Source organism: Vagococcus hydrophili, assembly GCF_011304195.1.
GTDB lineage: Bacteria > Bacillota > Bacilli > Lactobacillales > Vagococcaceae > Vagococcus > Vagococcus hydrophili.
This window is the reverse complement of sequence record NZ_CP049887.1, coordinates 2,677,415-2,690,638: the sequence shown is the minus strand read 5'-3', so window position 1 is coordinate 2,690,638 and position 13,224 is coordinate 2,677,415. Positions and strand designations below refer to the sequence as shown.

Below are 13,224 nucleotides of genomic sequence, written 5' to 3'. Positions count from 1 at the left end.
TATTCTTTTTTAACTTATTTATTTAAATACTCAATCTTCTTAATCTCTTTCAATTCTGCTAAATTACTGAAATGTTTAAGTAAAATCAAAACCAAATTATAGTTAAAGATTGAAATAAAAAGACTGAAAATAAGAGTTAGGAATAGAGACATTCCATCATATGAAGTGTTAGAATCGTTATTCTTAGGTTCATCTTCTTCAAAATTATATTCTTTATGCAGGTCGTCATAAACGATACCTTCTCTTATTTCTCCTATCTGTTGTTGCTGCTTAATATTCTTACTAATACCAAATGAAATGACGCATGAACCTATTAAACTAATTATGAGTAATACGATATTTAACTTTTTAAAGAAAAATATTAACCCCTTACTTTCATCATCCATAATAACTTCTTTTTGCTTTATCATATTTTTTCTCCTCCAATATATATATATATATATATATACTGTTATTTTACTGAAATGTAATAAATTATGCTACCTAATTTATAGATGATATGTTAATAATAGTAAGAAAGATTAAACTTAGTAAAAGAAGTCCACCACCATGAAAAAAATCATCCAACAAAAACTAAAAGAAATTGAACTAAAAGAAAATATCAAAATTATTTTAGCTGTAGAGTCAGGTAGTCGTGCGTGGGGATTTGAATCCAGTGACAGTGACTATGATGTCAGATTTGTCTATATTCGCTCAAAAGAGGACTATTTAAAGCTTGATGGCATTAGAGACGTCGTTGAATGGCAGTTAGACGAAACGTTAGATATTAATGGTTGGGATATTCAAAAGGCTCTGAGACTGCTTTATAAGTCGAACCCAACCCTCTTTGAATGGTGTTCTTCACCAATCGTTTACCGAGAAACAGAAGAAGCAAATCAATTACGTCAACTTTTACCGATTTATTTTTCACCTAAAAAAAGTTTATACCACTATTGGCATATGGCAAAAACGAATTATCAAGAGCATTTAACAGGTGAGACAGTTAAAGCTAAAAAATATTTTTATGTGCTTCGTCCAATCTTGGCGTCAACATGGGTATTGAAGCATCAAAGTAATCCGCCGATTTTATTTGAAACTCTTGTGGAAATCGAATTGCCTGGTGAGTTGAAACCAGTTGTTTATGATTTGTTAGAAAAGAAAAAAGAAGTCAAAGAATTAGATTTAGTTCCTCGTATTGATACACTAAGCGAATATATCGAAAAGAATTTATTAGAGATGGAAGAAAGGGCTAAGGAAATGACCATTACTCAAACTGAATGGACAGATCTAAACCGATTTTTCTTATCATTGTTATAGCAATGGGAATATCTAAAAAATAAGCACGCTGGAAAATGATATCATTTTCCAGCGTGCTTTAGTTATTAGTTTTTTTCATTATTTAAGATAATTTGATTTATTTTATCAATCGTATTTAGATAAGCTTGGTACTTAGCCTCATAGTAGAAAGAATCTTGAGAGGTTTTACTTGTGATAAAATAGATTGTTTTAGAGTCACCGTTGATTAGTTCTAACGTGATTTTTAAGCTATTTGTTACTAACGTCATGGTATTATCATGCGTCGTATTTTTTAGCGTCAATCGATTCGTCATGGTTTCAACTTGACTGGTTGTTTCAGATGGTGTGATTGCTTTTATTTGAGAATAGTTAATTGCTTCGCTTGTACGAGTGCTTAAACTAAAATTAGTTTTAAGTACTTCGTTGAAGTCATCAAAGAATATTTTTTTCCCTAAAATAAAGCTAGGTAGAAAATTAGAAAAAGTCTTATTTTGGTTAGAAATAATTAGTTCCATTTTTTGAGCCTCCTGTAGTGTTTTTTTAAAGAAATACCAATAAAACATCAAATCACAATCATTGATCTGGAGTTGATGTTTTATTACTATTTTCTAATCGTTTAAACCTTTGCCCATGATGAAATCAAAGCTGTGGTCTAAAGATAGGTGCTGTACTAATTTTTTGAAATTAATTTTCATTGTGCTACATGTTCTCCCTTACGTTTGTTTCTTGTCCCTAAATTAACTGACATGTAATTTTCTGAAAACTTACATGATAGCCAACAGTTCAATATAATAAGTGTTTTTTCATAAGAAGTCAACAAAAAACACCTAACTTTAAGGTAAGTTAGGTGTTGAGTTTACTCGACAGTTCCTGTTTCGGATTTAATTTTTTCTAATTCCTTATTGATACCATCGTATTTCTTAGCTAGATCATCTATTTTTTTATCCGCTTTTGTATTAGCATCTATCAATTTTTTGTTTTGTTCAACTAATTTAGTATTCGCTTGTGTTTCTTCATCCAATTTACTTTTAGTACTTTTTAACATACCAAAACCGATAATGGTTGAAATAGAAAGCAAGCCAATAATGATTGTTAGTAAGATTTTTTTCTTATCCATTTAAAAGAGTCCTCCTTTTGCAAAAGATTTAACCTATTATAACTGTATAGTAGGGGATAATTCAAAGAATAAGTAATAAAATAACGAACTAGTTGGGAATCTAAAGAAAGAAGGGAAATGGGGATCTTTCTTTGATGGCTAGTTCGTAAATATAATTATACCATATAAATAACTAAAGTTACTCAAAAATGCTCTTTTCATTATCGTTCGTTTAATGGCTATTAGAAAAATAAGTCGTTCAAAGAACAGTGATACAGTAGTTTCCTTAAAACAATAATTTTTCTAAAAGTTTAGGTTTTTTGTTAAATAAAACATACTCTGAAACAAAAAATAGGATAAAAAAGATTAAAATCATTTTTGACCAATTCAAAACTAAACTACTCATATTGAGTTTTTCGACGGGGAAAACAGTCATAATAAATAACCCAGTACACGTTGTGATTAGACCATAAATCATGATGAATAATTGGAATAAACGTTTGAATCTAGATACCATGATAAAGTTGTTTTTTTCTTCTAAAGAGATATTGTTGAAGATATATTGACCAAAAAACAGAGACGACAAAGCAATTATCAGAAAAATAAAGATTGGTAAATAGTTAATCGACTGAGTAGTTGTTTGGGCAACAGGTAGTAAATTATCTAAGGCTGTAGCGGTAACAACGGATGTTGCTTCTGATTCCTTCACAAAAAATGTTTGATGTATGTACTCAATGTTAGCTAGAAACGGCTGAATGGTAAAGAATACGGTCAACGTTGCAGCTATACCTAAAAACCAATCGCCAATAATAAGTCCTAAAAAACTACAAATTAAGAATAAAGACAGGAGAAAGAGCCAACCAGAAAATGATGAAGCAAGTTGTTGCGGTAAAGAAATATTTAAATACTCACTAGGAATAAAAAATCGATAAGCAGCAATCGATATTAATTTACTAAAAAATAGAGTGAAAGCGAGTGTGTCACCAATAAAATAGTATTTATACCAATAAACAGCAGAGCGTTTAAACTTACTTGTAAAAATTAAGGCATTAAAGTTCGTTTTTAAATCCAGTAAGAATAAAAGAATCCCAACAACACCAAAGATAATAGCGATTTGTAAAAAATGCTCGTTATAATAGGGATAGGAATTAAATGATTGTTGATTCGCATCGGAATTAGGATTAAACATCGTTAGACTATATTTTTTGTAGTCCTCAAAGTCATCTGTATAGATTGATTTATCATGTTTTAAATCGTAATAAAGAAAAACTTTACCTGCTTCAGAATCTTCGAATTCATAGGAATCTTCAATCTGTTGATTAAAATGCTCCAAAGACTCATGACTCGAAAAGTAATTAAAATCAGTCTTCCAAGAAGAAATACCGGATATGGTTTGGAAAAAATAAATTCCTGAAATAATTAAGAATAAAAAAATCATTAAGCGTTTATAGCGGTGTAACATTAGTCTTTTCAATGAACGGTTCATGACGATAAGCCTCCTTTAGTTAAATAATTGATAATCTGATTCATCTGTAAATTGAGAAGAATAAAGATCTTCTAAGTTCATTTGGACTTCATCAAAAAGAACGGGATCTAAGGCTAAAATTTCTTCATAAAGCTGTTCATCTAAAGATTCAAAAATGCCAATCAAAACACGCCCTTGAACTTGGATGATTTTACAATTGTCTTTGACTAATTTAGGAATGTCTTTTTTTCTAAAAACCATTTGGATTTTTTTGAAATCCCGATTAATGGTTTCTAAATTAAATTCTTTCGTAATCGAACCATTCTGGATAATCAGAGCACGGTCAATAATGTTTTCCAATTCTAATAAATTGTGAGAAGAGATGATAACCCCACATCGATTAACGCTGACTTCATTAAGAATAAGAGTGATAACCTTTTTTCGAATAATAAGATCAAGTCCATCAAAAGGTTCATCTAAAATATAATATCTCGCCTGACAAGAAAATGCCAAAATAACTTTAAACAGCGCTTGAAAGCCCTTTGAGTAGTTACTAATTTTATAATTAATATCAAATTGATATTTTTTTAGTAAACTGTAATATTTTTCAGAATCAAAGGCCGAATATAACTCTTTATAGTAGAATTCTAGAGTTTTAGGTGTTTGGCTCGCCAAATAATTAAATTGGTCATCAATATAAAAAAGTTGCTCTTTTAGTAATTGATTTTCTGTGAGTGACTGGTTGTCGATTAAAATATCGCCACCATCTTTTTTATAATATTCTGCCATAGTTCTAAAAAGAGTGGTTTTACCTGTTCCATTTCTTCCGACTAATCCGATTATTTCCCCAGGGTTCAGTTCAAAATTAATGTCATCAAGAATGATTTTTTTATTAATTACTTTTTTTAATTGTTTGATTTTCATAGATCTAGTCCAACCTTTTGGTAGAATTGAGTGATCCATTCAGCTGTTTCTTCTTTTGAAATATTTTGATAGTGAATACTCAAGAGCAGTAACTCTAATTCAGTTTTAAGTTCATTCTTTTTAAAGCTAGTTGGTTGATGTTGGCTAATGTTTTTCACAAAAGTTCCTTTACCATGAAGAACAATAATAAACTCTTCCTGCTCCAGTACTTTGTAAGCTCGGTTAACCGTATTTGGATTAATCTTTAAGCTGTTTGCCATCTCTCTAACTGAGAGGAGTCTGTCTCCGGGAGAGAGAACGCCGTCTTTTATTTGTTTCTTGATGTAAATAATAATTTGTTCATATAAAGGAGTTGAATCAAGTTCGTTAATCAACATAGTTTTACCTCCATTTAATATTCTATGTGTCCTATTTTAACTAGGACACTTTTTTTTGTCAATCAATAAACACGAACATTCAACAGAAATTTAACAAAAAAACTAAGTTAATTCTTGATTAAATAGTTACCTAAGACTATAATCAATTTTGTAATTCGTTAAAAGCGAACAAAAAGTATATAAAAAGGGTGGATAATTAAGAAATGGAAAAGTTTTTTAAGTTAAAGGAAAATGGAACCACAGTTTCAACAGAAATAGTTGCAGGATTAACAACCTTCTTTGCAATGAGTTATATATTATTCGTTAATCCGTCGATCCTGTCGTTATCTGGGATGCCGTTTCAAGCAGTCTTTTTAGCGACAATCATCAGTTCAGCAATTGGAACATTAATTATGGGATTATTTGCCAATGTTCCTTACGCACAAGCTCCTGGTATGGGACTTAACGCCTTTTTCACCTTTACAGTGGTCATGGGATTAGGTTATTCATGGGAACAAGCTTTGGCAATGGTTTTTCTATGCGGTATTATTAACATTATTATTACAGTCACTAAATTTAGAAAACTAATTATCAAATCAATTCCAGAGAGTTTACAACATGCGATTGGTGGAGGAATTGGGATTTTTGTGGCCTACGTAGGAATTAAAAATGCAGGCTTTTTACAATTTACATCAGATGCGAACAGTATTGTTGCGTCAAGTGTTGAGGGAGACAAAGCAACGCATGTTATCTCTAATGGTGGAATTGTCCCAGCATTGGCTAACTTTAATAACCCAGCAATCATTCTTGCGATTATCGGCTTAGTTATTACAAGTATTTTAGTGGTTAAACAAGTTAAAGGGGCTATTTTAATTGGTATTTTAAGCACATCACTATTGGCAATTCCAATGGGTGTGATTGATTTAAGTCAAGTTAACTTCCAAGAAAATTCTTTAGGTAATTCATTTAAAGAACTGGGAACAACATTTGGTGCGGCTTTTGGTCCAAATGGTTTACCTTCATTGTTTTCTGATGCATCAAAAATTCCACAGGTTTTATTAACGATTCTGGCGTTTAGTTTATCTGATATTTTTGATACAATCGGAACGTTTATTGGAACAGGAAGAAGAACAGGCATCTTTACTAAAGAAGATGAAGAAGCTGTTGAAAATAGTAGAGGCTTCAAATCAAAAATGGATAAAGCTCTATTTTCAGATGCCATCGCTACAACAATGGGTGCTATATTCGGAACATCTAATGTAACGACTTTTGTGGAAAGTGCGGCTGGCATTGGTGCAGGTGGTCGAACTGGGTTAACGTCAGTTGTTGTCGCTGTTTTATTCTTATTAAGTAGCTTCTTATCACCAATCGTTGCCATCGTTCCAGCGCAAGCAACAGCGCCAGCCTTAATCTTAGTTGGTATTATGATGATGTCTTCATTTAAAGAAATCAACTGGACAGAACTTGAAGATGCGATTCCAGCCTTCTTTACCTCAGTATTTATGGGATTCTGTTATAGTATTTCATACGGAATTGCTGCAGGATTTATCTTCTTTGTTATCATTAAAGTGGTTAAAGGAAAATCAAAAGAAATTTCTCCGGTCCTTTGGATTGTAACAGGATTATTCTTAATCAACTTTATCGTTATGGCAACTTTATAAAAATAGAGAATTCCTTTAAAGTGAGTACGCAGAACTTATGTGTGCTCACTTTTTATATGTTGCCAATAGATAATATCTTTTAAATAGGGTAAACTTAATATAAAAGATGATTGGGGTTTTAGAATGAGTGGAGAGAATCAAGTAACAAACAAAGAACATATCTTGTTTGAACTAAGAAGTGTAAAGAGTCGAATGAATGACTATGATTGGGACTATCGAATGAATCGTTTTCAAGAGCGATTAGACAATCAAAGGAAAGAAATTTCTATTATTTTAAAAGAAATGAGAGAGCAAAAATAAGTAGTTTAGGGTGTTCTTATTCTAATTATAGTATATACTTAATTTCATTATAGAAGGGTGATGATTCATTTAATGGAAATAGACTGGAAAAAGAATATGTACATCGCTTGGATTGGATGTTTCTTTACGGGAGCCAGTTTTAGTTTAGTAATGCCATTTATTCCGATATATATTGAGCAATTAGGGGCACCAAAAGATAAAATTGAATTTTATGCTGGCTTATCAATTAGCGTAACAGCTTTATCTGCTGCTATTTTTTCACCGATTTGGGGGAATTTGGCAGATAGACGTGGTCGTAAGTTGATGATGATTAGGGCAGCTGCTGGAATGGCTATCACGATGGGGTCACTTGCTTTTGTTCCTAATGTGTTTTGGTTACTCGTTATGCGCTTTTTTAACGGAGTGTTAGCAGGATATATTCCTAATGCAACAGCAATGATCGCCTCCCAAGCACCAAGAGAAAAAAGTGGTTGGGCACTAGGAACGCTTGCAACTGGTGCCGTGGCCGGTAGTTTGATTGGACCTTCTATTGGGGGCTTTCTTGCTCAGACAGTGGGAATTAAAAATGTGTTTATTGTGACAGGGACGATCCTTTTAATCAATACCATTTTAACGATTTTCTTTGTTAAAGAAGATTTCCAACCAATTGAGAAGAAAAATATGTTATCGACCAAAGAAGTCTTTAAATTAGTCAAAAAACCTTCTGTACTCATCGGTTTATTTGTTACATCTCTCATCCTACAAATTGGAATTACAAGTATTAGTCCAATTTTAACCTTATACATTAGAGATTTAGGTGGTGGGACAGAAAATATTCTGTTTGTTAGTGGCTTGATTGTTTCAGTAGCAGGTGTCTCAACTTTTATATCTTCACCTATTTTAGGGAAGATTGGAGATCGGATTGGGAATCAACGAATACTTCTAGCAGGATTGATCCTATCAGTTATTTGCGTGTTTCCAATGTCAATGGTTGAATCCCCTTTTCAACTAGGGGTGTTACGGTTCTTCATGGGATTCTCAACAGGAGCTTTGATGCCTTCAATTAATACGTTGATCAGTAAACTGACGCCACCAGAAGGGGTTAGTCGTATTTTTAGTTTTAACAACATGTTTACTAATTTTGGACAAGTAATGGGACCTCTTGTGGGTTCAACCGTGGCTAATGGATATGGTTATCGTTCTGTTTTTGTTGCAACCAGTATATTAATAATGATAAATATTTGTTTAACTTTATTTAATTTTAGAGGAGAACTTGCTTTTAAAAACCTGTTTAAAAAATAAAAAAAACAGACTAAAGAGTCTGTTTTTTTATTTTGCAGTTGTTTTTTCTTTTTTAGGTAAAGCAACTTCACCGATAAGCATAATAATAACGCCGACGATAAGAGAGACAATCGTTACTTGGACAAAATTATATGTACCTTGTGTCAATGCTCCACCGATATAACCTACAACTTGTCCTAAAATAAATGTCCAAAAAAGAACAATTAATTTACTCATGTATCTGCACCTCTTTTCAGAGTAATTTTACCAAGCTTAAACTTAAAAGTAAAGCGGATCCTGGTCTTTTATGCCTTAAAATTTTTATGTTATACTGTCTATAAAAAGTAGGGGGAAGAGATCAAGTGGAATTAGGTCAACTTCAAGTATTAACTTCATATTCATTGTTAAAAAGTACCAATCAAATTGATCATTTGGTCTCAAAGAGTCAAGAACTGGGATATTCCTATTTAGCAATTACAGATATCGACACGATGCATGGTGTGGTCGATTTTTATAAAACATGTCGCAAAAAAAATATTAAACCTTTGATTGGAATGACGTTAACCTATCAGAGCGAACTAATAGAAGAGAAGAGTTATCCCTTAATTTTGATTGCCAAGACTCAAGTAGGCTATCAAAATTTAGTTAAGATTTCTTCAATGAGAATGGAGAACGAGCAACTTATTTCATTGAATCAGATTGAAGGTTTAACGAACGATTTGATTGCTATTTTACCGTCACAACAAAATGAATTAATCGCTATCAATGAAAATAAATCAGATTTACTGTTTGAGTACATCCGTGAGTTAAAAATTAAATTTCCGGATGCTCTTTATCAAGGTGTTGTCTTACAAGATAATCATCTAGAGTGTCTATCCATTTGCCAAACACAAGAAATTCCATTAGTTGCGCTTCAAGACGTCAGATACCTAGCGCCTAGTGATCATTTTTCTGTGGAGGTCTTAAAGCACATCGAAAGTGGCGAACAGATCGATATAGACTTCGAACAAATTTCAGGCTCTTATTATTTACCTGAAAAAAAGAGTTTTGAAGCAAGTTTTGAAGCCTCTGCTTTTAAAGAAGCGCTAATAAACAATGAGAAAATTGGAGCGATGTGCCAATTTGAGATGTTACTTCAACAAAAGTTATTACCAGCGTTTCCTTTAGAAGAATCAGAGGATGCTCAAAGTGTTCTAAAACAATTGTGTTTTGCAGGGTTGTCTGAAAGAAATTTAGAAAACGACAATCAGTATTTGGAGCGTTTATCGATGGAGCTGTCTGTCATTCATGATATGGGCTACGATGATTACTTTCTAATCGTTTGGGATGTGATGAAGTACGCCAGAGACCATAACATTGTCACTGCCTGTCGTGGTTCAGCAGCTGGTTCTCTCGTTTCTTATGTTTTGCGCATTACCAATGTGGATCCAATCGAATATGGGTTGCTTTTTGAGCGTTTCTTAAATAAAGAACGGTACACAATGCCTGATATCGATATGGATATTCCTGATAACAAACGTGAAGAAGTATTACAATATGTGAATCAAAAATATGGTTACCACCGAGTAGCTCAGATTGCGACCTTTGGAACTTTAGCAGCTAAGATGGCTTTAAGAGATGTAAGCCGTGTGTTTGGCTTAAGACCTAATGAAGCGAATACTTGGTCCAATACAATTCCAAATGTGTTAAAAATAACCTTGGACGAAGCATATAAAAAGTCACATAAATTACGAGACTTAGTAGCTTATTCTGAAAAAAATACTTTATTATTTGAAACAGCTAAAAAAATTGAAGGCTTACCAAGACACGTTTCCACACATGCTGCAGGAGTTGTGATTAGTGATCAAGATTTAACGAATATTATCCCACTGCAACAAGGTTCAAATGGGATTCCATTAACACAAATGGCAATGGGTGAAGTGGAAGAAATTGGCTTGTTGAAAATGGATTTTTTAGGGTTACGTAATTTATCAATTATCGGCAATACACTTGATTCAATCAAATACTTACATAAAGAAACCATCGATTTAGAAGGAATTCCTTTAGATGATGAGGCGACCTTAGAGGTATTTAGAACGGGCAACACAGTTGGGATTTTTCAATTTGAATCAGAAGGTATCAAGAAAGTTTTGAGAAAATTAGGACCGACATCCATAGAAGATATCGCTTCTGTGAATGCTTTGTATCGTCCAGGACCCATGCAAAATATTGATTTGTTCGTCGCTAGAAAAAAAGGAAAAGAAAAAATCAGCTACCCTCATGATAATTTAGATAAAATACTCAATTATACATACGGAATTATTGTGTATCAGGAACAAATTATGCAAGTCGCTTCTCTGATGGCTGGTTTTTCTTTAGGACAAGCAGATATTTTAAGACGTGCCATTAGTAAAAAGAAAAAAGATGTCATTGATATAGAAAGAGCACATTTTATTAAAGGGTCTAAGGAACAAGGGTACACAGAAGAGGTTGCCAGCGAAGTTTATGATTATATCGAACATTTTGCTAATTACGGCTTTAACCGATCTCATGCTGTTGTTTATGCTGTGGTAGCCTATCAAATGGCGTACTTAAAAGTTCATTATCCAGAATGCTTTTTTTCAGCTTTACTGCACTCAGTTAAAAACAATCCAACCAAGATAAATGAATACATCACGGAAGCGAAAAAATACGGTGTGGCTATTTTACCACCAGATATAAATAAAAGTGAGTATAGTTTTAATTTGAATAAAGGGAATATTCTATTTGGTTTTTCTAGTTTAAAAGGCATTCGAAAAGATTTTATTCAACATATCATCAATGTCAGAAAAAAAGATGGTAATTATTCCTCTTTAGAAAATTTTTTAATTAGAATAAATGGCAAATGGTTAAAAGAAGCTAATATCTTACCATTGATTTATATTGGTGCCTTTGACTCACTACATAGAAATCGAAAGCAGCTGATCACGGATTTAGACAGCATGATTAGAAACATAGAGTACAGTGGTGGAAGTATTGATTTATTAGAAGTTCTTAGTTTAAAAAAAGAAGATGTGCCAGATTTTACTTTGGAAGAAAAGTTGAATCAAGAGGCTGAATATCTAGGAAGCTATGTTTCAGGTCATCCGATTGATGCCTATCATTACTTAAAAAAAGGACGTCAAATTAAAGATCTTTCTGACAGTGAGATTGGAGACACCGGGCAATTTTTACTCTATATAACAAGTGTAAAAAAAATTAGAACTAAAAAAGGGGAGTCCATGGCATTTCTTTCCGGAAATGACGGCTCTAAAGAAATGGACATCACACTGTTTCCCCAACTTTTTAGACAATTAAATCAAGACGTGTTAGAAAATAATGTATATCTCATTGGTGGGAAAATAGAAGCGAGTAAATTTAACCAAATGCCTCAAATTTTAGCTGAATCCATGAAATCTGCTAAAGATATTCCTTCCTTCGAGAGTAGTAAAAAATGTTACATTAAAGTGACGCAAGAAAACGATACACCTGTTAATTTAAATAAAGTTAAACGCCTTTTAAAAAATAATAAAGGTGATTTGCCTGTGATTTTAGTATTTGACCAAAAGAATGTTTTATTAGATGAAGTTTTTTGGATCAATGAAAATCAGGAATTTATGGAGGCTGTTTTCATGATTCTTGGGAATAATACGGTTGTTTTTCAATAAAAAGTTAGGCAAATCGCTCAATGAAAGGCTCATTTATTTGTCAAGGTGAATAAATTATCCGTTTTCAAAACTTTTTCAATAGTTTTTTCGGATATCGAAAGACTTTTCTTTCAAAAAATGGTAAAATGATTTTTGGATTTAAGTATTTTATACATAATTAAAATACAGAACATACAAATTAGTTGAAGTGAGGGAATACGCTTATGAAACGCATCGCTATTTTAACAAGTGGTGGAGATGCACCAGGTATGAATGCAGCAGTTCGTGCAGTCACACGTAAAGCAATCCACGAAGGAATGGAAGTATACGGAATTAACTACGGTTACGCAGGTTTAGTAGCTGGAGATATCCGTAAATTGGATGTACCAGATGTTGGGGATATTATTCAACGAGGTGGAACATGTTTATATTCTGCACGTTACCCTGAGTTTGCAACAGAAGAAGGCCAATTAAAAGGTATTGAACAATTGAAAAAATTCGGTATCGAAGGTTTAGTTGTTATTGGTGGAGACGGTTCTTATCATGGCGCTTTAGCTTTGACAAAACGCGGCTTTCCAGCTGTAGGAGTACCAGGAACAATCGATAACGATATTCCAGGAACAGATTTCACTATTGGTTTTGATACAGCGATTAACACTGTATTAGATGCCATTGATAGAATTAGAGACACAGCAACTTCTCACGTTCGTACATTCATCATTGAAGTAATGGGACGTGACGCTGGAGACATCGCTTTATGGGCTGGTGTAGCTGGTGGAGCGGATGATATCATTATCCCAGAACACGAATTTGATATGGCATCAGTTGCCCAAAAAGTTCGTGATGGACGCGACCGCGGTAAAAAACATTGCTTAATTATCTTAGCAGAAGGTGTTATGCCAGGTCATGAATTTGCAGAAAAATTAGCTGAACATGGTGATTTCCATGCTAGAGTTTCTGTTTTAGGACATATTGTTCGTGGTGGTTCTCCAACTGCTCGCGACCGTGTCTTAGCAAGTAAGTTTGGTGGATATGCTGTTGATTTATTAAAAGAAGGAAAAGGCGGTTTATGCGTTGGACTTCTTAACAATGAATTAGTTGCTAGTGATATTGTTGAAACATTAGAAACTAAAAAACATCATCCAGATTTAAGTCTTTATGAATTAAATAATCAAATTTCATTTTAATGAGTTAATTTCTTTAATCTTTAAAATAAAATAAAAATACTAAGGAGCGTTTTGTA

Annotated in this window: 13 protein-coding genes; 6 read left to right on the top strand and 7 right to left on the bottom strand. The window is 32.9% G+C overall.

The window, feature by feature from the left end:
* Positions 1-14 precede the first annotated feature (14 nt).
* A complete protein-coding gene (locus G7082_RS13240) occupies positions 15-410 on the bottom strand; it encodes a hypothetical protein (RefSeq protein WP_166035652.1) in 396 nt (131 codons plus the stop codon).
* Between the two features lie 139 nt (positions 411-549).
* Between G7082_RS13240 and G7082_RS13235 the strand changes: the two genes are divergently transcribed.
* Positions 550-1,296: a nucleotidyltransferase domain-containing protein gene (locus G7082_RS13235; RefSeq protein ID WP_166035651.1), complete on the top strand. Its 747-nt coding sequence runs from the start codon at positions 550-552 to the stop codon at positions 1,294-1,296.
* A gap of 65 nt (positions 1,297-1,361) precedes the next feature.
* On the opposite strand, the gene G7082_RS13230 is transcribed toward G7082_RS13235, so the two are convergent.
* From G7082_RS13230 to G7082_RS13210, 5 genes are all read right to left on the bottom strand, one after another.
* A complete protein-coding gene (locus tag G7082_RS13230) occupies positions 1,362-1,790 on the bottom strand; it encodes a hypothetical protein (RefSeq protein WP_166035650.1) in 429 nt (142 codons plus the stop codon).
* Positions 1,791-2,131: 341 nt separating this feature from the next.
* The gene (locus G7082_RS13225; protein ID WP_166035649.1) at positions 2,132-2,392 is read right to left on the bottom strand and encodes a hypothetical protein; all 261 of its coding nucleotides are present in this window, start codon (positions 2,390-2,392) and stop codon (positions 2,132-2,134) included.
* Between the two features lie 265 nt (positions 2,393-2,657).
* The gene (locus G7082_RS13220) at positions 2,658-3,857 is read right to left on the bottom strand and encodes a hypothetical protein (protein ID WP_166035648.1); all 1,200 of its coding nucleotides are present in this window, start codon (positions 3,855-3,857) and stop codon (positions 2,658-2,660) included.
* Between the two features lie 15 nt (positions 3,858-3,872).
* Entirely contained in the window at positions 3,873-4,760 is an 888-nt protein-coding gene (locus G7082_RS13215) for an ATP-binding cassette domain-containing protein (RefSeq protein ID WP_166035647.1), read from the bottom strand.
* Positions 4,757-5,137 (bottom strand): GntR family transcriptional regulator, encoded by a 381-nt coding sequence (locus G7082_RS13210; protein ID WP_166035646.1) that lies wholly within the window; start codon positions 5,135-5,137, stop codon positions 4,757-4,759. The genes G7082_RS13215 and G7082_RS13210 overlap by 4 nt, the downstream gene beginning before the upstream one ends.
* 203 nt (positions 5,138-5,340) lie before the next feature.
* Here G7082_RS13210 and G7082_RS13205 point away from each other — a divergent pair, with 203 nt between their 5' ends.
* The 3 genes from G7082_RS13205 (at position 5,341) to G7082_RS13195 (ending at position 8,358) form a co-directional block, all read left to right on the top strand.
* Positions 5,341-6,777, top strand: coding sequence for an NCS2 family permease (locus tag G7082_RS13205; RefSeq protein ID WP_166035645.1), 1,437 nt, complete (start codon positions 5,341-5,343; stop codon positions 6,775-6,777).
* A gap of 123 nt (positions 6,778-6,900) precedes the next feature.
* Complete coding sequence (locus G7082_RS13200; RefSeq protein WP_166035643.1) at positions 6,901-7,077, top strand: hypothetical protein; 177 nt, start codon at positions 6,901-6,903, stop codon at positions 7,075-7,077.
* 72 nt (positions 7,078-7,149) lie between these two features.
* Positions 7,150-8,358, top strand: a complete 1,209-nt coding sequence (locus G7082_RS13195) for a multidrug efflux MFS transporter (RefSeq protein ID WP_166035641.1) — start codon at positions 7,150-7,152, stop codon at positions 8,356-8,358.
* Positions 8,359-8,385: 27 nt separating this feature from the next.
* Here G7082_RS13195 and G7082_RS13190 read toward each other — a convergent pair whose 3' ends face one another.
* Positions 8,386-8,574, bottom strand: coding sequence for a YjzD family protein (locus tag G7082_RS13190; protein ID WP_166035639.1), 189 nt, complete (start codon positions 8,572-8,574; stop codon positions 8,386-8,388).
* 125 nt (positions 8,575-8,699) lie between these two features.
* On the opposite strand from G7082_RS13190, the gene dnaE reads away from it, so the two are divergent.
* Positions 8,700-12,002: a DNA polymerase III subunit alpha gene (gene dnaE, locus G7082_RS13185; RefSeq protein WP_166035637.1), complete on the top strand. Its 3,303-nt coding sequence runs from the start codon at positions 8,700-8,702 to the stop codon at positions 12,000-12,002.
* A 203-nt stretch (positions 12,003-12,205) separates the two neighbouring features.
* Positions 12,206-13,168: a 6-phosphofructokinase gene (pfkA, locus tag G7082_RS13180; RefSeq protein ID WP_166035635.1), complete on the top strand. Its 963-nt coding sequence runs from the start codon at positions 12,206-12,208 to the stop codon at positions 13,166-13,168.
* Positions 13,169-13,224 lie beyond the last annotated feature (56 nt).

Excerpts from the sequence above, each read along its gene's own strand:
- G7082_RS13190 (WP_166035639.1), bottom strand. The coding sequence starts at position 8,574 with ATGAGTAAATTAATTGTTCTTTTTTGGACATTTATTTTAGGACAAGTT.
- G7082_RS13200 (WP_166035643.1), top strand. The coding sequence starts at position 6,901 with ATGAGTGGAGAGAATCAAGTAACAAACAAAGAACATATCTTGTTTGAA.
- G7082_RS13230 (WP_166035650.1), bottom strand. The coding sequence starts at position 1,790 with ATGGAACTAATTATTTCTAACCAAAATAAGACTTTTTCTAATTTTCTA.
- G7082_RS13220 (WP_166035648.1), bottom strand. The coding sequence starts at position 3,857 with ATGAACCGTTCATTGAAAAGACTAATGTTACACCGCTATAAACGCTTA.
- pfkA (WP_166035635.1), top strand. The coding sequence starts at position 12,206 with ATGAAACGCATCGCTATTTTAACAAGTGGTGGAGATGCACCAGGTATG.
- G7082_RS13225 (WP_166035649.1), bottom strand. The coding sequence starts at position 2,392 with ATGGATAAGAAAAAAATCTTACTAACAATCATTATTGGCTTGCTTTCT.
- G7082_RS13215 (WP_166035647.1), bottom strand. The coding sequence starts at position 4,760 with ATGAAAATCAAACAATTAAAAAAAGTAATTAATAAAAAAATCATTCTT.
- G7082_RS13210 (WP_166035646.1), bottom strand. The coding sequence starts at position 5,137 with ATGTTGATTAACGAACTTGATTCAACTCCTTTATATGAACAAATTATT.
- G7082_RS13195 (WP_166035641.1), top strand. The coding sequence starts at position 7,150 with ATGGAAATAGACTGGAAAAAGAATATGTACATCGCTTGGATTGGATGT.
- G7082_RS13205 (WP_166035645.1), top strand. The coding sequence starts at position 5,341 with ATGGAAAAGTTTTTTAAGTTAAAGGAAAATGGAACCACAGTTTCAACA.
- G7082_RS13235 (WP_166035651.1), top strand. The coding sequence starts at position 550 with ATGAAAAAAATCATCCAACAAAAACTAAAAGAAATTGAACTAAAAGAA.
- G7082_RS13240 (WP_166035652.1), bottom strand. The coding sequence starts at position 410 with ATGATAAAGCAAAAAGAAGTTATTATGGATGATGAAAGTAAGGGGTTA.